This is a genomic window from Acinetobacter sp. XH1741, assembly GCF_041021895.1.
Lineage (GTDB): Bacteria > Pseudomonadota > Gammaproteobacteria > Pseudomonadales > Moraxellaceae > Acinetobacter.
The window spans coordinates 414,234-432,290 of record NZ_CP157428.1 but is presented as its reverse complement, the minus strand read 5'-3'; the positions used below and the strand labels follow the sequence as shown (position 1 = coordinate 432,290).

Sequence of the window (18,057 nt, the reverse complement as noted above, 5' to 3'; positions counted from 1 at the left end):
GACTGAAAAGAGTTTTTGAGGTTGCTTTTACCAAAATAGATTTGAACATTAATATCATAAATATCTTTTTTTGCTTGAACTAAAATTCTTTAACTTTTTCACTGTGGTGGATTAATTAGTAATATAATTTAGAGTGATATTAGTTAAACATCCCATCCATCCTTTTAATTCATAATCATATATTTTCTATTTTTTAAGCAATAAAACACGAGTGGAAGTGGTTTCTTATTATCAGAAGAATCAACCTCTAATATCACAATATTTTAATTATTAAACTAGAAACTGACTTCGGCTACCTATCTAGGATTGCTTTCCAATTTTTTATCAATCCTTTGAATCAAGCAATAAAAAAGCCCGATATGCGTTACATATCGGGCTTAATCAATCAATTATTAAAGCAGGTGATGCCGTAATAATGATCTTTTTGAATTACTCTACAGTTACTGACTTCGCCAAGTTACGTGGCTGGTCAACGTCTGTACCACGTAATACAGCAACGTGATAAGACAACAACTGAACTGGTACGCTATAAATGATTGGAGCAAGCCATTCGTTTACTGCCGGAATTTGTACAACGTGTTGACGATCTTTTTCGACTACGCCGCTATTTTCATCAGCGAAAACGAATAACTCACCACCACGCGCCTGAACTTCTTCCATATTCGACTTAAGCTTATCAAGCATTTCATCATTTGGAGCAAGAATAACGATTGGCATTTCGTTATCAACAAGTGCCAATGGCCCATGTTTTAACTCACCAGCCGCATAACCTTCTGCGTGAATATATGAAATTTCTTTAAGCTTTAATGCACCTTCCAATGCGATTGGATAGTGTGTACCACGGCCTAAGAATAAACAGTGTTGTTTTTCAACGAACAATTCTGATAAACGTAAAATTTCATCATCATTTTTAAGCGTATCAAGAATAACTTTCGGGCTGTGCCATAATTCACGAGCAAGCTCTTCAATCATTGCATTGCTAATACGCTGTTTTACTTGTCCAATTTTGAGAACGAGTAGCATGAGCGCAGCAAGCTGAGTCGTGAACGCTTTAGTTGATGCAACACCAATTTCAGGCCCAGCAAGGGTCAATAAGTGGTGATCAGTTTCACGTACCATTGAAGACGTTGCAACGTTACAGATGGTTAAAGTCTGAATGCTGAGCTTGTTTGCTTTGGCACGTTTTTGCGTTTCACGTAATGCAGCTAAAGTATCGGCTGTTTCACCTGATTGAGAAATACAAACATAGAGCGTGTTTTCAACAATTACAGGTGTGCGATAGCGGAATTCACTCGCGATTTCCACTTGGCATGGCACGCCAATGAGTTGTTCAAACCAATATTTCGCGATCATACCTGAGTGGTAACTTGTACCACACGCAATGATTTGTACGCTTTGAATTTTGCTGAAATCTGCATTGGCATCTTGCAAGAAATCTGCGCGTAAGCTGTTGCCGTCAAGTGCTTGAGAAATCGTTTGTTTGATTGCTTCTGGTTGCTCATAAATTTCTTTGAGCATGTAGTGCTTAAATTCACCTTTTGAAGCATTACTTACTGTTGCATCAAGCTCTTTCACTGGACGTTCAACAAGTTGACCGTTTGCAAATACTTCAATTGAAGTACGAGTCAGGCGAGCAATATCACCTTCTTCTAAATACATAAAACGGTTAGTCACAGGTAAAAGCGCAAGTTGGTCTGAACTAATAAAGTTCTCACCAATACCTACACCAATCACGAGTGGTGAACCTTCACGTACAGTGATTAACTCATCTGGGTAATCGCTATGGATAATACCCAGTGCGTATGCACCTTTAAGCTGAGGAACAACAGATTCTACTGCTTCAAGTAAGCTGTCAGTGCTTTTTAGTGCTTCAGCAACTAAGTGAGCAACAACTTCTGTATCTGTTTGAGAGGTAAATACATATCCTAAAGCTTGAAGGTCATCTTTAAGCTCTTGATAGTTTTCGATAATACCGTTGTGAACGACTGCCACTTTGCCCGACATGTGCGGGTGAGCATTATTTTCAGTTGGTTTACCATGTGTTGCCCAACGTGTATGAGCAATACCAACTACCCCAGTAAGCTGCTGGTCAGCAACTGCATCGGCAAGGTTAATCACCTTACCTACACGGCGCTCACGTAAAACTTGTTGATTATTCAGTAAAGCAACGCCCGCTGAATCATAACCGCGATATTCAAGACGTTTTAAACCTTCGATTAAAATCTCGGTTACACAACGCTCTGCAACGCCTCCGACGATACCACACATAATTCAATCCTCTTATTTTTCACGCTTTTGGGGACGTTGATAATTTGCTTTAGAAATTTGTTGAGCACGTTCAAAGGAGAGACTTTGTTCAGCCACATCTTTCGTAATCACAGAACCCGCACCGACTGTTGCTCCATTTCCAATAGTCACAGGCGCAACCAGCGAGCTATTAGAACCGATAAAGACTGCATCGCCAATAGTGGTTTTGTGTTTATTTGCACCATCATAATTGCAGGTAATTGTACCTGCCCCAATATTTGAGTCCGCACCGATCTCGGCATCACCTAAGTAGGTGAAATGGTTGGCTTTACTGCCAAGACCGATAGTTGTGTTTTTGACTTCAACGAAGTTACCAATGTGGACTTCGTTCGCCAATTTAGCGCCTGGGCGTAAGCGTGCAAATGGGCCAATCTGGGTGTTCTCACCAACAACTGCACCATCAAAAACGCTATACGCTTGGATTTTAGTTCCCGCTGCAATTTTTGTATTTTTCAAAATACAACCCGCACCGATTTCTACAAAGTCACCGATTTCGCAGTCACCTTCAATAATGACATTCACATCAATACGAACATCGTGTCCAACTTTTACAGAACCACGTAAGTCAAAACGGGCAGGGTCGGCAAAAGTTACGCCTTGTTGCATAAGTTCTTTTGCTTGCTGTTGTTGGAATTCACGTTCAAGTGCTGCAAGTTGTAAGCGGTCATTCACCCCTTCAACTTCAAAAGCAAGTTCTGGCTGAATAGAGGCGATTTCTAAGCCATCTGCTACCGCCATCGCAACGATGTCCGTTAAATAGTATTCGCCTTGCGCATTTTCATTAGAAAGCTTAGGCAACCATTCATGAAGTTTTGCATTGCTTACACAGTAAATACCTGTGTTGATTTCTTGAATTTGGCGCTGAGCATCTGTTGCATCTTTATGTTCAACAATCGCTTGAATTTTTCCTTCTTGGCGAACAATACGGCCATAACCTGTTGGGTTATCGACGTGTAAAGTAATCATACCAATACCGGTTTTACTAGATACTTCAACAAGTTGCTCAAGCGTTGCTTGACGTACTAAAGGTACATCACCGTATAGAATTAATGAAATACCGTCTTTAGGAAGCACCGGTAAAGTCATTTGTACAGCATGACCTGTACCTAATTGTTCTGCTTGTTCAACCCATTCAATATTTTCTTGTGCAAACGTCTGTTTTACGTGATCGCCGCCGTGTCCATAAATGGTAATGATATTTTTTGCTAATAGTTGTTTTGCTGTCTTAATAACATGTCCTAGTAGCGGTCGACCGGCTAAAGGTTGTAGTACTTTAGGTAGTTGTGAACGCATTCGCGTTCCTTTGCCTGCAGCTAGGATAATGACGGTAGTTGACATGAGTAAACCTACTTAAATGGCGTTACGCCCCAAAAAGTAATAAATATGATAATACATAGTGCCGCCCAAAGCCCTGCAATGATGTCGTCCAGCATAATTCCGAAGCCACCAGCAACTTTCTGGTCGGCAACACGGATTGGCCAAGGTTTCCAAACATCAAACAGGCGGAATAAGCAAAAACCAATTAGCGCCCATTGTAACGACATAATATTAAAATATATTAAAGGCAGCAGAGTAATTGATTGTCCTGCAAATTCATCCCAAACAATTCGTCCATCATCATGAACATCAATGATTTTTGCGGTTTGGTCACAAATATAAATTCCCACCAAGGACATGATGAGAATAGCAATTGTACTTAACGTAAAACCGAGAGATACCCAGATAGGGATGAAAAGTAAGGCAAAAGCGGAGCCAAAAGTTCCGGGTGCTTTAGGTGCGAGACCAGATCCAAAACCAACCCCACAGAAAACGATGCAGCGGTTGAACCAAGACATGTTCTTAAAATGAATCGGCGGTTTATGCAAAGTGTTGGTATCCATGAATTTGCAACGGGCAATCTGAACCCAAATGCTCAAAAGTTAGTTTTGTTTGTTCAACGATCTGTCCAATCATTGTAATCTTAACGTCCAGTTGTTTTTGCAAAAGTTTTTCATAATTTTGCGGTGTTATTGTAAAACATAATTCGTAATCGTCTCCACCTGCAAGGGCATATTGCCAACGTTGTTGTTCGTTTAATTGTTGCAATACAGGGTCAACAGGCAGTTTTTCCAAAATGAGACGTGCTCCAACCTTGGATGCTTTTAAAATATGTCCTAAGTCTTGAGCTAAGCCATCTGAAACATCAATCATGCTAGAGGCGAGCCCTTTAAGCTCTTGTCCGAGTTTACAGCGAGGTGTTGGATAGTCGAGTCTTTGTTGCAGCGGATGCCCTAAGTGTTGAAGACCGTAGGCTGCATCGCCAACTTGGCCACTGACACACACATAATCACCCACTTTAGCGCCTGAACGTAATACGGCTTGTCCGGTTTCTATCCAGCCCATCGCGGTAACGGTAATGGTGAGATGTGGACCTTGGGTCGTATCTCCACCAATTAAGGCGACGCCAAATTGATTGCAACAGTCATATATTCCCTGACTAAACTCTGCAAGCCATGCATGGTCAACTTGAGGCAGGCTAAGCGCAAGTAAAATACTATGCGGTTTGGCACCCATTGCAGCAATATCTGAGAGATTTACGGCAACACTTTTCCAGCCAATCGCATGAGGCGAGGTTTCAAGAGGGAAGTGACGTCCAGCAACAAGTGTATCTGCACAGATCACCAGTTGTTGATTTGGAGGGGGAGTAATTAAGGCTGAGTCATCACCAATACCAAGCGCGACATCAGGATTTGACTGTCGATTAAAGTATCGGTCAATAATTGAGAACTCAGCCATAGAACACCAAGCCTATTAGTCTGCTTGTTGTTTTTCTGCGCTACGCAGTGTCGAACTGAGGCGGTCTAATACACCATTGATGTATTTATGACTGTCTGCTCCGCCAAAATGCTTAGCGAGTTCGATTGCTTCATCAAGTACCACACGGTATGGGATTTCTAAATGATCACGTAACTCATAAGCACCCAAGCGTAAAGTCGCGAGCTCGACGCCATCAAGCGCGTCAATTTCACGGTCAAGTACCGGAATAAGTAACGCATCAAGCTCTTCATGCCCAGCGATAACTTGAGTCAGTAGTTCGTGATAATAGCCTAAGTCTACCTTGTGCATTGCATTTTCGGCACGTGTACGTGCTTCAATTTCATGTACAGGGTTGTGACTCATTTGCCACTCGTAAATACCTTGTACAGCAAAACGACGTGCTTTGCGTTTTGCTGCGTAAGCGGCTTGCAGTGTTTGAGACATGCTTTAAATTGCCTTTAATAAATTAACCATTTCAATTGCAGTTAAAGCAGCTTCGCTACCTTTGTTTCCTGCTTTTGTACCTGAGCGTTCGATTGCTTGCTCGATGCTGTCAGTAGTTAATACACCATTGATAACAGGCAAGCTGCTTTCTAACGCAACTACACCTAAACCTTTTGCACATTCACCAGCAACAAAGTCAAAGTGAGGTGTGCTGCCACGAATCACTGCACCAAGAGCAATGATGGCATCAAACTGGTTTGATGTAGCTAATTTTTTAGCAACGATCGGGAGTTCCCATGCGCCAGGAGCATGAATAACAGTAATGTTGTCTTCATTTACGCCGTGACGTTTTAATGTGTCGATCGCGCCTTCCAATAAGTGTTCAACAACAAAGCTGTTGAAACGACCCACTAAAATCGCATAACGACCTTCGCTTGCGAGATGTAATAAACCTTCAATACGGCGAATTGCCATAGCAACCTCGATTATTTCGTTGTGATTTGATCAGCAGTGATATATTCCACTACTTCTAAATTAAAGCCAGATAAAGCATTGAAACGCAATGGTGAGCTAAGAAGCTTCATTTTTTCAACACCTAAATCACGCAAAATTTGCGCACCTACACCAATCGTTTGATATTGGTGTGAAAGTGCTGCATTGGATTTCACCGGTTTTGGCTTATTTAAATCATCCAACGCTGGTCCCAAGTCTTGCAAATGATCTTGTCCGATCCAGACTAAAACGCCGCGGTCACTTGCTGCAATTGTCTGTAGTGCACGGTCAAGATTCCAAGCAGGTTCGCCATCCGCCTTATTAAGCTTAAGCAAATCACGAATTGGGCTAAAACCATGTACACGTACCGTTGTAACACCTTCTTTTGGCTCGCCTTTCACTAAAGCCAAATGAATGTCAGGGTTACCAATCTCACGATAGCGATAGAGCTCAAATGAACCGTATTCTGTTTGAATCGTTTTTTGATCCAAACGTTCTACAGTTTGCTCATTCGTCATACGGTAGTGAATTAAGTCGGCAATTGTACCAATTTTTAAGCCATGCTTCTCAGCAAAAATTTCTAAATCTGCACGACGTGCCATTGTGCCATCTTCATTGATGATTTCACAAATGACAGAAGCTGGTTCAAGACCTGCTAAACGTGTTAAATCACAACCCGCCTCAGTATGACCTGCACGGTGCAATACGCCACCTGGTTGTGCCATGAGTGGGAAAATATGTCCCGGTTGTACGATATCGCTTGGTTTAGCATGTGCTGCGACAGCAGCTTGAATTGTATGTGCACGCTCTGCTGCTGAAATACCAGTGGTGATCCCTTCAGCCGCTTCAATAGATAACGTAAAGTTAGTGCTGTGCTGGGCACCGTTCTGGTCAACCATGAGTGGGAGGTTTAACTGTTTACAGCGTTCACGGCTTAACGTTAGACACACTAGACCACGTGCATGGGTAATCATGAAGTTAATATCTTCAGGACGAACATGCGTTGCTGCGATGACAAGATCACCTTCATTTTCGCGATCTTCGTCATCCATCAAGATAACCATTTTGCCTGCACGAATATCGGCGACAAGATCTTCAACACGACTCAGCGGCATTCGCTTTCACCTTTTTTTGTCGTAAGACAATTTCTATTGAATAAATTTCGCATAGTTTACGCTGTTTATAGAATTTTGCCTATGATTCTGATTTATCCAAATTTACAACCAGATAGAATAGATCTGGATTTATTTATCTGAATAAATCATAAGAAAATAAAATTATTTATCATAAATACCATGAATTTAAATAAAAAAACCTAGCCAAAAGGCTAGGTTTCAATGCGCTTAGTGACTTTTAAGATGCTGCACTACTTGGGCTATCATTTTGTGGAATTGATTTTTTACCCATGAGAATTTCAGTTCGAATATTTTGCGCAAGCTCTGCACATTCAGCATTCATCCCATTAATCATAAATGCATGACGAGTCATGATATTACTTGGGTTTGGCATAGCAACAAGCTGATAGCTGTCTTGAATTGCTTTAAGCTGTTCATTATCAAGATAAAGTGCAGACTCTTTAGCATGAAGATGTTGTGCTAAACGCTGAGCTGCCTCTTTGGCATCTATTTGCATAGCTTCTACAGCATTACACACAGCGCTACGAGTTTGCAGGGCAAAACGTTTATCTTCACGGTAACGTTTATATAAAACGTCTGAAAGCAATTGGAAAACCGTACCTACCATGAGCAAGCACTCTACAGCGTGCGGATGTGATGTTGAAATGGCAAGTGTTGCGCCTTCCGCATTAAACTCATCAACTACCTCAACATCGGTAGTCTTTAAATGATGATGCTTTGTGCATAGTTCAATACTTTTATTTAAGAAGAGCTGGCAAAGTTTAAAGTACGGTACCGATACAGACTGGTTAACACTGCTTAATAATTGTTTAGGGTCATAAAACTGAATGTTCAGTGCCAAAGTATCTTGGTCAGAAGACTCTGCGTTTTTTTCTGGTTGCGAACGAACAAGCGGTTTCGCTTTGGCTTGTTGCTGAGCTTGTGCAACCAAGGTCACCGTATTTTGCTTCTCAAGTGCTAGGGCTTGAGTTAACTCTTGAATCTCATGTTTCAAGCGGTTTTCTTCGTTAATACGAGCCAAGTATTCGCTACGGGTTGGGCGAGCGATTGCGCGGTAAGCAAGCCATAATAAAACATGCAGGAACAATGACGCTAAAATGGCAAGCCATTGAGTGCGAAGAATTTCCCCGATACTTGGTTGAATAAGCGTAATTTCAATAGAACCGACTTTCTTCTCATTTTGAAGAGCATCACGAACAAAAATTTCACCTTCGCGAGTTTTTGACATACCGCTTGTTGCCAAAACTTGTTTATTAGCATCAAGAATACGGATAGATGCCACACTTGGATTGGTCGCATAGCGATTGGCAATAAGCGCCAAAGATACCGTATTGGCAGGTTCAAGCTCAGATAAGCTGTCTGCTACGAGTTGGCTGGTCATGAGCTGACCTTGACTCGCACGGTTTTCATTGAGCTGGTGTGTCGTTGCAATCACCAATAAAAAGGTATGCAATGCAAAACTAATGATCAGTAGGCTAGCAAATAGCCCTTGTCTAGGCGCAATCAAGTTAAACTTCCAAGGCAATTATATTGAAATTCGATTATGATTCTTACAATAGTTGTCACTCAGACTAGAGTCAATTCATGCGAGAAATCATTCTTATATCCTTTTTAGGACCGGACCAACCAAACCAGTTTACCCGATTAATGCAAGTACTATCCGTACATTCATTGCAAATACTGGATGTAGGTCAGGCCGTTATTCATAATCAACTGACATTGGGCATCGTGGTGGGCTCAGATAATGAGACTGCAACCGCGTTGGCAATGAAAGAGATTTTGATTTTAGCACATGATATTGGCTTAACAGTGCGCTTTAAACCAATCTCGGGCGCAGAATACGATCAATGGGTGAGTGAAGGCGGACGAACTCGTTATATCGTCACGGCTTTGGCACCTGAACTCACTGCTGCGCATTTACAAGCGGTTACACAAATTGTGTCTAGCCAAGGCTTTAACATCGAAACGGTCACCCGTTTATCAGGCCGTGTAGACCTTGAAAAAGATAGCACATTACCTCGTCGTGCCTGTGTACAGTTTGGTTTAAGCAGTGGCCCAACTTTAGATGCACAAGCAATGCGTGCTGCTTGTTTACGTCTTTCAAGCGAATTAAATATTGATGTTGCTGTTCAGGAAGATAACGCTTATCGACGCAACCGCCGTTTGGTATGTTTCGATATGGATTCAACTTTAATTGAACAAGAAGTTATTGATGAATTGGCACGCGAAGCTGGGGTAGGCGAGCAAGTTGCTGAAATTACTGAAAGAGCCATGCAAGGTGAGCTTGATTTCCAGCAAAGTTTCCGTGCGCGTGTTGCTTTACTTAAAGGTTTAGATGCATCGGTTTTACCAAAAATTGCTGAGCGTTTAACGATTACTGAAGGTGCCGAACGCCTTATTTCGACTTTAAAAGCGCTTGGATATAAAACCGCAATTTTATCTGGTGGTTTTCAGTATTTTGCTGAATATTTACAAGCTAAATTGGGTATAGACGAAGTTCATGCCAACGTTTTAGATGTACAAGATGGCATTGTGACTGGTGAAGTGAAAGGCGTCATTGTTGATGGCGCACGTAAAGCTGAATTATTACGCGAACTTGCTAACAAACTCGGTATCTCGCTAGAGCAGGCAATGGCTGTAGGCGATGGCGCAAATGACTTGCCAATGCTTGCGATTGCGGGCTTAGGTGTTGCATATCGTGCTAAACCACTCGTTCGCCAAAATGCGAATCAAGCCATTTCAAGCGTTGGTTTGGATGGTGTGCTGTATTTACTCGGAATGCATGACAAAGATTTAAGCCGAGCTTAACTAATAATCAAGAATCATTAAGCGCTGCTCAAGAGTAGCGCTTTTTTTGTCCAGAATAGTCATAAAAACAAGCAAGTTATGACAAAATTGTGCACAGAAAAAAGGCAATAAAAAAAACTGAAAAAAACTTATTTTTAGGTAAAAAAACAGCATATTTTTTTGTAATGACACGCCAGAATTGATGCTATATAGGACGTAGAACTTTTTAATTTTTATAAAAATGTAATGACAAAAGAATGTTGCGACAAAGTATGTCGCATTGTCGAATAACAGGTCTTTTTTTCTAAAAAAAAACATCCATAATGCTTTCTAAGCTTCAACACAAATCATGAATTAAAGTTGTTTTTGGAATGAGGTCTGAAGTTAAGACCGAATGTTTTTAGACGTTTTCATTAAGACGGAGGTTTCTATGGTAACAGCGAATTTTGCCGCTATCGCCGGATTCAGCTTAATTGCTGTCGCGCTTGTTGCTGTTTTCTTTTCTCCTTACCGTCGTTGGCTTGGTTTTATGCTTGCAGGGATGTTTTTTTGGGGGCTATTGGAAGTGGTCCGCTTTGGAGTTCAAGTCACTTTTGAAATGCCAGTCACATATAGTTATTTAACTGCACTAAGTCTAGCGATGGTAATGGTTACATTTGTTTTATTACGTGAGGATAAACAGGCACAGAAGGCTTTGGCAAATCGCCAATATATAGAACATACGCCGGTATATGAAGATGATCAGCAGCAATGTTCTAGCCGATAATTACATTGTTATCTAACGGTAAAAAGGTATGCACAGCATGCCTTTTTTATTTACGAAAACATGATTTTTATTATACAAAGCATTTATTAAAAAATAGCCAGTTATGCTACGATAGACTGGTCTGTTGACGTTTCATATATAGATTGCGTTGCCAATTAGAATATCATCAGTCGATGCACAAAACAGGCAATGGTGAGTCCTTGCTGAGTTTTGCCCCCAGATTTTCATAAAAATACAATAGGCGTGAATGTTCATGAAACTTTCTTCTATACCTGTAGTTAAGTTACCACTTGTTGATGTCAGTACAGACCCGTTAGATTTATTGGTAGCAGGTTTGGCACTGCGTATGAAACAGTTGGCACGTACAAGTCCTAAGTTTATTGAGTTAGTTCATGACCGTGCATTCCGTATTCAAATTGGTACTGACTTAGGTGTTGCTCGCCAAATTATTATTAATCATGGCCACATCGATACAGTTGCTGGCTCACCTGAAAAAGCTGACTTTATTTTGCAGTTTGCAGATAGTGAGCAAGGTGTAAAAACTTTACTTAAAGGCGATCCAACTGCATTTATGACAGGTATGCAAGACGGTAGCATTAAAATGGAAGGCGATTTCAGCTTGCTTGTTTGGTTTAACCAAGCAGCTAAACTCATTCCACCAAGATTACCAAAACCAGTAAAAGACAAAGTACGTCAGGCGCGTGCTTTTATTAAAGAAAAAACTGGTCGTTAATATCCAGACATAAAAAAACTCCCATTTTGGGAGTTTTTTTATGTCTATGCTTCGACTTCTAGATTGAACGTTACTGGCCCATCATTAATGAGGTGTACTTTCATATCAGCAGCAAAAATGCCTGTTTGAACATTTTCAAACTGTGAACGGGTATATTCAACCAGTTGTTCATAGAGTGCTTTTGCGTCGCTAGGGGGCATGGCTGGGCCGAAGTCTGGACGTAAACCTTTTTGTGTTTGTGCCATGAGGGTGAACTGAGAAACAAGCAGAACACCACCGTTTGCCTGAGAGACATTCCAGCCCATTTTGCCTTGCTCATCATCAAAAATACGATATTTTAAAATTTTATCGATAAGCTTTTGACCCATAGCTAAAGTATCGTCTCGGCCAATTCCTAAAAAAACCAATAAGCCATGCTGGATTTCACCGGTTGTTTCACCGTCTACCACCACTTTAGCTTCAAGAACTCGTTGTATTAAAGCGCGCATTGTTAGAGAGAGTTTCTGCAATTGTTTGAATTGATGCAGTTTAGCAGAAATTAATTTAAATGATTTTTAAAAGGAAATTTCATGCAACTGCAACAATGGTATAAAACCTCGCAATTCATCCATAAAAATATGCTTTAATGCTAAGAAGCAAGCGAATAATCATTGACTATGTCTCCAATTATCCATTCTTTACTAGATACAGACTTGTACAAATTTACGATGCTACAAGTGGTTTTGCATAAATTCCCGCAAACACATAGTGTCTATCATTTTCGTTGCAGAAACTTAGAAGATACGGTTTATCCATTAGTGGATATTTTGGATGATTTAAACGAGCAACTCGACCATCTATGTAATCTCAAATATAAAGAAGACGAGCTACAATATTTAAGAAAATTACGATTTATTAAAAGCGACTTTGTCGATTATTTAGAATTATTCCAACTCAAACGTCGTTTTATTCAGGCCAGTATTGATGCCGAAGGCCGATTAGATATTCATATTGAAGGGCCGATGGTTCAGGCCATGATGTTTGAGATTTTTGTTCTCGCCATTGTAAACGAGCTCTATTTTAGCCGTATTAGAACCGATGAAGTCTGGGCTGAAGGCGAACGACGTTTACAGGCAAAACTCGAACTGATTCAGCAATATGAAAAATCTCAACAGCCGAATGACCCACCATTTTTAGTTTCTGATTTTGGTACACGCCGTCGTTATAGCTTTGAATGGCAAAAACATGTAGTTGCAGCCTTCCATAAAACTGTCCCGCATGTGTTCCGTGGAACAAGTAATGTGTTGCTTGCTAAAGAATTAAATATTACGCCAATTGGAACCATGGCGCATGAATTCCTACAAGCGTTTCAGGCTCTTGATGTTCGCTTACGTGACTTTCAAAAAGCTGCTTTAGAAACTTGGGTTCAAGAGTATCGTGGTGACTTAGGAATCGCTTTGACTGACGTTGTTGGGATGGATGCATTTCTAAGAGATTTTGATTTGTACTTTGCAAAACTATTCGATGGTTTGCGCCATGACAGTGGTGACCCGTATGAATGGGGCGATAAAGCCTACGCGCACTATCGTAAATTAAAAATTGATACCAAAACCAAAATGCTCACCTTTAGTGATGGTCTCAATTTACCAAAAGCGTGGGAATTGCATCAATATTTCAAAGACCGTTTTCAGGTCAGCTTTGGTATTGGAACCAATTTGACCAATGACATGGGTCAAACACCGCTGAATATTGTGTTGAAACTGGTTGAGTGTAATGGTCAGTCGGTTGCGAAAATCTCGGATAGCCCAGGAAAAACCATGACGGATAACGATACGTTCTTGGCTTATTTACGTCAGGTTTTTGAAATTGAAGAGCTTGAGAAAGCTGTTTAATTACAATGCAGTTCGACATCTAACCAAGCACTTAAGGCTTGAGAATGTTTATATCTGATTTTTTGCTAAACGGTAGCAGAAAATCAGAGTTTGATAGATATAAGCTTATGCTAATATGAAATTAAGCTGGTATAAAAAGTAACCATGACGATGACATCCCCAGATTTTAAACTCGATTTATTAATAGAAGCAGAAGAGTTGGTGCCTTATTTAGGCAATGAATATATTCGTGTTGTAGATTTGAGCCGTGCATCGGTTTATGAGCAACTTCATATTCCTCATGCAATTCACTTACAGCCTAAATGGTTGGTGGCTCAACATGAAGAAGCCACTGGTATTTTGCCCGATGAAGCAGGTTTACAAGCGCTGATTGAAAAATTGAATATTTCGCCAAATCACCATGTGGTGGTCTATGATGATGAAGGTGGTGCATGGGCTGGGCGATTAATCTGGAACTTACATTGCTTAGGATTTACCCGTACCAGTTTAATTAATGGTGGTATTCATGCATGGTTAGGTGCTGGTTTACCAACTACGGCTGAGGTTGAAAAACTACCTCAAGTTGATGATTTAATAAAAATTGATTTGTCTCATGCTGCTCAGTTCCGAGTGAACTATGAGGAGCTACGCAAACAGGTTGAACAGGAAAATATTCAACTGTGGGATTGTAGGACGATTGATGAATATAGTGGTGTTCGTTTAGCGGCTCGACGCGGTGGTCACATTCCAAATGCACTCCATTTTGAATGGAGTACTGCACTTAATCGTCAAAATCATCTAAAATTGCATCCGCTTGAACGCACACGGCAGCGTCTTGAACAACTTGGGTTCGATTTAAAACAACCTGTAGTCGTATACTGCCAGTCACATCACCGTTCTGGTTTGGCCTATATTTTGGCTAGACTTTTGGGTTGGGAAGCAAAAGCTTATGATGGTGCGTGGAGTGAATGGGGCAATCGCCTCGATAGTCCTATCATTACTGGAGAAACGCCGTCTTGAGTTTTACATCTCGCTTAAAAAAAGAATTATTTATTAAGGCACAAAATCTTGTTCCTCAGCATCAGTTAAGCCGTGTGGTGGGTAAAGTTGCTGCAAGTGAAAATCCAGTATTAAAAACTGCGGTTATTCATGCATTTAAAACCAAATACGGCATTGATTTATCGATTGCTGAGCAAAACAATGCTTTAAAATATAAGTCTTTCAATGACTTCTTTACTCGTGCATTGAAAGATGGCGTGCGTTTGGTTGATGAAAATGCCGATAGCATCGTGTCTCCAGCAGATGGCGCAATTTCTCAAATTGGTAAAATTACTGCTGGCGAAGTTTTTCAGGCAAAAGGCCAAAGCTTCTCTGTAGAAAAATTAATTGGTGACCCACAACTTGCTCAACCTTTCCAAGAAGGGGAGTTTGCAACAGTTTATCTTTCTCCACGTGATTATCACCGTGTTCATATGCCATTTTCAGGAACATTAACTGAAACTTTATATGTACCGGGTGAGTTATTTTCAGTAAATCAGGTGACTGCTGAAAATGTACCGGGTTTATTTGCCCGTAATGAGCGTATGGTTTGCTTGTTTGATACTGAACTTGGCCGTATGGCTGTTGTGTTAGTGGGTGCTATGATTGTTGCTGGTATTGAAACTGTGGCAACAGGCAAAGTAAAACCTTCAGGTCGTATCGAATTACAGCATCATCAATTGAAGCTTGAGAAAGGTGCTGAGCTTGGCCGTTTTTATTTAGGTTCTACCGCAATTATTTTATTTGAAAAAGATAAAATCGAATGGGAAAAACGCTTTAAAGCCGAGTCAGTTGTCGTCATGGGCGAGCGTATGGGCCATACGATTTAACTTATAAATCAGATTTAAAAAGAGAGCATTTGCTCTCTTTTTTTTATTTATATTTTTCTAGTTGCCATGATATTTATTTTGCGTGGTTTGGCATTTCCATGGTTAAAGGCTAGATTTAGTGGGAATAGTGATCTATTTTGGTATGTGAGTTCTTTCATTTGCCTCTTGCTCGGTTCTTTGTATGCAATAGGGGCATATTTTTTATAAATTCAATTTGAAATGATGATTAGAAAGTAGAGGAGTAATCCCTTGAGTAAAAAAAGTAATTCTTTTCTAAAAATTTTATTTAGCAGCGTTTGTTTAGTATCAGGTTCTGCTATGGCTACTCCAATTACAGATGTAAATAAGCAAATTGTGAGTGAAAAACCGGGTTCAATACTGTCTATAGAACAGCAAGACGTGACGAGTTTATTTCCTCATGCAGATCAGCGCTTGTTGGTAAATTACCGTAGTCGAGGTGTGAATGGTGAACCGATCGTCACATCGGCTTTCATTTTATTGCCAAAAGGAACACCGCCAAAAAATGGCTGGCCGATCCTGGCTTGGGCACATGGTACGACCGGAGTTGCCGACACCTGTGCACCTTCGGGTGACTATGTAGGTGGTCCAGTTCATTCCTATCAAGAAGTTGCTTCAAAGGCTTTAGATTCTTGGCTTGCACGAGGCTATGCCGTAGTCGCACCTGATTATCAGGGACTGGGTACACCGGGTGCACATCCTTATATGAATGCCAATAGCCAACTGCATACAGTCGTAGATGCCGTGCGGGCATTACATCTGCTTAAGCCAAAAGATTTTAGTAAACAATGGTTTGTGATGGGGCATAGCCAAGGCGGAGCTGCTGCTATTGCCGTGGCAGCCTATGGACAAAAAGATGCACCCGAACTGGATTTAAAAGGGGCGATTGCTCTTGCTCCCGGCGGCTATCAATATGAAGGCATTGCAGAATATGTACTGAGCAATCCAAGTCCTGACCCAAGTGTGGCTGCGTTTTTCCCGATTGTTTTATTGGGTGCGCAAGCAGCAGAACCAAGGATTGTTCCTGAAAATTTAGTCAGCCCTGAAATGAACACTGTGCTGACTCAAGCACGAAGCCGCTGTTTATCTGAGCTTCAGTCAGACTTAAAACAATCACCTGCGAGAGTATTTCGCTCCGATGCAGATTTAAAGCCTCTTTTGACTTATCTTAAAAAACAGTCGATTGAGAATATGGTGCCGACTGTTCCTTTAATGATCGTGCAGGGTTCTAAAGACCATTTAGTTGATCCGAGAGGCACATATGCTTATTACCAACAGTTATGTAAATTAAAAAAACCAACCATTTATCAAACGATTGATGGTGGAGATCATCGGGATGCATTACGTCAAAGTAATACTTTCGCTACCAACTTCTTAAACGTTATAGAGAAAAATCAGATCAAGTCGTATTGCTCGACTTCTAAATAAACAGAATGTGAATATCACAAAAAAGCCGACTTTTTATGAGTCGGCTTTTATCTATGAAAGGGGCTAACTTTAAGTCATGTTGTATAGTCTTTCTTTTGGAAAAACTGCGGTAAAAGTTGAACCTTCATTTTCTTTAGATTGCACGTCTAAATACGCGCCGTGTTGCATGAGTACGTGTTTTACAATCGCAAGACCTAAACCTGTACCACCTGTTTGACGACTACGGTCACTGTCTACACGGTAAAAACGTTCGGTTAGACGTGGCAAATGTTTTGGGTTAATTCCAATGCCTGTATCTTGCACGCTGAAGTAAGCATGATCACCATCGTCGTGCCAACCAATGGTAATGGTTCCGCCTTTTGGTGTGTACTTAATGGCATTGGTAATTAAATTACTAAACGCGCTGGCAATTTCCATGTCAGAACCAATTAAGTCACAGTGACTATCAATATGTAAATTGAGCGTGTGACCATAATCGGCATTGTAGGCCTGAGCATCATCAAAGAGTTGATTCATGAGGCTCGGCATTTCAATAATCTGATTTTTCGCAATTTTCTTATTATTTTCTAAATTTGATAACAGCAGTAAATCATTAACCAACGCATTCATACGCTTGGTTTGCGATTGCATTTGGTCAAATGCGCGTTTCCAACGTGGACTAATATCTTCTTGATCGGTAAATGTTTCGATATAACCACTTAGTACAGTTAACGGGGTACGAAGTTCATGCGAAATATTATCGACAAAGTCTTTACGCATTTGTTCAAGGTTGTGCATACGCGTCACGTCATATGCTACGAGTAAACGGCTTTCTCCACCGAACCGTGTGAGTTTGACCTGTACATATCGGTCTTCATCAAAATTCGAGTGTAGCTTGATACCATCCGGTGCCTGATCAATATTATTAAAATATTCAATAAAACTAGGCTGGCGTAAAATCGTTAATAAATTTCGACCACGATCGAGCGGGCTAATACCCAATAATCGCTCTGCGGCTGGGTTCCACCATTCAATTTGATGCTGATCATCAATGAGAATGACTGCTTCAGCAAGTGCAACTAAAGACGATTGAGCGCGGTCAATCAGCCCCACCATTTCAGCTTGAACAATACGTTCCTGACGCTGAGCACGATACACATTAAATAATAATGCCCCCCAAATTCCACTTAGGTTGGGAGGAACATCGTAAGGATTGTTGGCAATCCAATCATTGACCAAATATAAAGAACGCAACTGGAGTGCAAAAAACACCACGAAGGCGATAAAAATACAGCTCCAGAAATACCCAACCCCTAAACCGACTAAACCTGCAATAATCAGGAAAAATAATAAAAGTCGTAAATCCTGTTTAGCAAACGTCCATAAACTACTGTAACGGGAAAGCTTTTGTTCACGTACCTGTTCAGGGACGGGGTAGGGTTCATACATAAAT

17 protein-coding genes are annotated in these 18,057 nt (G+C 40.8%); 7 read left to right on the top strand and 10 right to left on the bottom strand.

Going from position 1 to position 18,057, the window contains the following annotated elements:
• Nucleotides 1–429 precede the first annotated feature (429 nt).
• The 8 genes from glmS to ABLB96_RS02135 form a co-directional block, all read right to left on the bottom strand.
• Nucleotides 430–2,268, bottom strand: coding sequence for a glutamine--fructose-6-phosphate transaminase (isomerizing) (gene glmS / locus ABLB96_RS02170; protein WP_348896573.1), 1,839 nt, complete (start codon nt 2,266–2,268; stop codon nt 430–432).
• 12 nt (nt 2,269–2,280) lie between these two features.
• Nucleotides 2,281–3,645 carry a bifunctional UDP-N-acetylglucosamine diphosphorylase/glucosamine-1-phosphate N-acetyltransferase GlmU gene (gene glmU, locus ABLB96_RS02165; protein WP_348896572.1) on the bottom strand — a complete coding sequence of 455 codons (1,365 nt, stop codon included), beginning with the start codon at nt 3,643–3,645 and terminating at the stop codon, nt 2,281–2,283.
• An 8-nt stretch (nt 3,646–3,653) separates the two neighbouring features.
• A complete protein-coding gene (locus ABLB96_RS02160; RefSeq protein WP_199966536.1) occupies nt 3,654–4,187 on the bottom strand; it encodes a phosphatidylglycerophosphatase A in 534 nt (177 codons plus the stop codon).
• Entirely contained in the window at nt 4,165–5,082 is a 918-nt protein-coding gene (gene thiL / locus ABLB96_RS02155) for a thiamine-phosphate kinase (RefSeq protein ID WP_348896571.1), read from the bottom strand. The genes ABLB96_RS02160 and thiL overlap by 23 nt, the downstream gene beginning before the upstream one ends.
• Nucleotides 5,083–5,097: 15 nt before the next feature.
• A complete protein-coding gene (gene nusB, locus ABLB96_RS02150) occupies nt 5,098–5,547 on the bottom strand; it encodes a transcription antitermination factor NusB (RefSeq protein WP_348896570.1) in 450 nt (149 codons plus the stop codon).
• Nucleotides 5,548–5,550: 3 nt separating this feature from the next.
• On the bottom strand, nt 5,551–6,021 hold the full coding sequence (gene ribE / locus ABLB96_RS02145; RefSeq protein ID WP_001007829.1) for a 6,7-dimethyl-8-ribityllumazine synthase: 471 nt from the start codon (nt 6,019–6,021) through the stop codon (nt 5,551–5,553).
• Nucleotides 6,022–6,032: 11 nt separating this feature from the next.
• On the bottom strand, nt 6,033–7,154 hold the full coding sequence (ribBA, locus tag ABLB96_RS02140) for a bifunctional 3,4-dihydroxy-2-butanone-4-phosphate synthase/GTP cyclohydrolase II (RefSeq protein WP_016139809.1): 1,122 nt from the start codon (nt 7,152–7,154) through the stop codon (nt 6,033–6,035).
• A 238-nt stretch (nt 7,155–7,392) separates the two neighbouring features.
• A complete protein-coding gene (locus tag ABLB96_RS02135; RefSeq protein ID WP_348896569.1) occupies nt 7,393–8,700 on the bottom strand; it encodes a hypothetical protein in 1,308 nt (435 codons plus the stop codon).
• 59 nt (nt 8,701–8,759) lie between these two features.
• Here ABLB96_RS02135 and serB point away from each other — a divergent pair, with 59 nt between their 5' ends.
• The 3 genes from serB to ABLB96_RS02120 all read left to right on the top strand — a co-directional run bounded on the left by serB (nt 8,760) and on the right by ABLB96_RS02120 (nt 11,461).
• Nucleotides 8,760–9,983 carry a phosphoserine phosphatase SerB gene (serB, locus tag ABLB96_RS02130; protein WP_348896568.1) on the top strand — a complete coding sequence of 408 codons (1,224 nt, stop codon included), beginning with the start codon at nt 8,760–8,762 and terminating at the stop codon, nt 9,981–9,983.
• 409 nt (nt 9,984–10,392) lie between these two features.
• Nucleotides 10,393–10,728 (top strand): ciprofloxacin tolerance protein AciT, encoded by a 336-nt coding sequence (aciT, locus tag ABLB96_RS02125; protein WP_004704819.1) that lies wholly within the window; start codon nt 10,393–10,395, stop codon nt 10,726–10,728.
• Nucleotides 10,729–10,981: 253 nt separating this feature from the next.
• Complete coding sequence (locus tag ABLB96_RS02120) at nt 10,982–11,461, top strand: SCP-2 sterol transfer family protein (RefSeq protein WP_309456046.1); 480 nt, start codon at nt 10,982–10,984, stop codon at nt 11,459–11,461.
• Between the two features lie 44 nt (nt 11,462–11,505).
• Here ABLB96_RS02120 and dtd read toward each other — a convergent pair whose 3' ends face one another.
• Nucleotides 11,506–11,949: a D-aminoacyl-tRNA deacylase gene (gene dtd / locus ABLB96_RS02115; RefSeq protein WP_348896567.1), complete on the bottom strand. Its 444-nt coding sequence runs from the start codon at nt 11,947–11,949 to the stop codon at nt 11,506–11,508.
• A gap of 168 nt (nt 11,950–12,117) precedes the next feature.
• On the opposite strand from dtd, the gene pncB reads away from it, so the two are divergent.
• The 4 genes from pncB to ABLB96_RS02095 all read left to right on the top strand — a co-directional run bounded on the left by pncB (nt 12,118) and on the right by ABLB96_RS02095 (nt 16,625).
• Nucleotides 12,118–13,332 carry a nicotinate phosphoribosyltransferase gene (pncB, locus tag ABLB96_RS02110; RefSeq protein ID WP_348896566.1) on the top strand — a complete coding sequence of 405 codons (1,215 nt, stop codon included), beginning with the start codon at nt 12,118–12,120 and terminating at the stop codon, nt 13,330–13,332.
• 150 nt (nt 13,333–13,482) lie between these two features.
• Nucleotides 13,483–14,331, top strand: a complete 849-nt coding sequence (locus ABLB96_RS02105; RefSeq protein ID WP_348896577.1) for a rhodanese-like domain-containing protein — start codon at nt 13,483–13,485, stop codon at nt 14,329–14,331.
• On the top strand, nt 14,328–15,179 hold the full coding sequence (gene asd / locus ABLB96_RS02100) for an archaetidylserine decarboxylase (protein WP_348896565.1): 852 nt from the start codon (nt 14,328–14,330) through the stop codon (nt 15,177–15,179). Before ABLB96_RS02105 ends, asd begins: the two co-directional genes overlap by 4 nt.
• Nucleotides 15,180–15,428: 249 nt before the next feature.
• Complete coding sequence (locus ABLB96_RS02095; protein ID WP_348896564.1) at nt 15,429–16,625, top strand: alpha/beta fold hydrolase; 1,197 nt, start codon at nt 15,429–15,431, stop codon at nt 16,623–16,625.
• Between the two features lie 69 nt (nt 16,626–16,694).
• On the opposite strand, the gene phoR is transcribed toward ABLB96_RS02095, so the two are convergent.
• A complete protein-coding gene (gene phoR, locus ABLB96_RS02090) occupies nt 16,695–18,053 on the bottom strand; it encodes a phosphate regulon sensor histidine kinase PhoR (protein WP_348896563.1) in 1,359 nt (452 codons plus the stop codon).
• Nucleotides 18,054–18,057: the final 4 nt, after the last annotated feature.

Coding starts and splice junctions, on each gene's coding strand:
- glmS (WP_348896573.1), bottom strand. CDS start 2,268: ATGTGTGGTATCGTCGGAGGCGTTGCAGAGCGTTGTGTAACCGAGATT.
- glmU (WP_348896572.1), bottom strand. CDS start 3,645: ATGTCAACTACCGTCATTATCCTAGCTGCAGGCAAAGGAACGCGAATG.
- ABLB96_RS02160 (WP_199966536.1), bottom strand. CDS start 4,187: ATGGATACCAACACTTTGCATAAACCGCCGATTCATTTTAAGAACATG.
- thiL (WP_348896571.1), bottom strand. CDS start 5,082: ATGGCTGAGTTCTCAATTATTGACCGATACTTTAATCGACAGTCAAAT.
- nusB (WP_348896570.1), bottom strand. CDS start 5,547: ATGTCTCAAACACTGCAAGCCGCTTACGCAGCAAAACGCAAAGCACGT.
- ribE (WP_001007829.1), bottom strand. CDS start 6,021: ATGGCAATTCGCCGTATTGAAGGTTTATTACATCTCGCAAGCGAAGGT.
- ribBA (WP_016139809.1), bottom strand. CDS start 7,154: ATGCCGCTGAGTCGTGTTGAAGATCTTGTCGCCGATATTCGTGCAGGC.
- serB (WP_348896568.1), top strand. CDS start 8,760: ATGCGAGAAATCATTCTTATATCCTTTTTAGGACCGGACCAACCAAAC.
- aciT (WP_004704819.1), top strand. CDS start 10,393: ATGGTAACAGCGAATTTTGCCGCTATCGCCGGATTCAGCTTAATTGCT.
- ABLB96_RS02120 (WP_309456046.1), top strand. CDS start 10,982: ATGAAACTTTCTTCTATACCTGTAGTTAAGTTACCACTTGTTGATGTC.
- dtd (WP_348896567.1), bottom strand. CDS start 11,949: ATGCGCGCTTTAATACAACGAGTTCTTGAAGCTAAAGTGGTGGTAGAC.
- pncB (WP_348896566.1), top strand. CDS start 12,118: ATGTCTCCAATTATCCATTCTTTACTAGATACAGACTTGTACAAATTT.
- ABLB96_RS02105 (WP_348896577.1), top strand. CDS start 13,483: ATGACATCCCCAGATTTTAAACTCGATTTATTAATAGAAGCAGAAGAG.
- phoR (WP_348896563.1), bottom strand. CDS start 18,053: ATGTATGAACCCTACCCCGTCCCTGAACAGGTACGTGAACAAAAGCTT.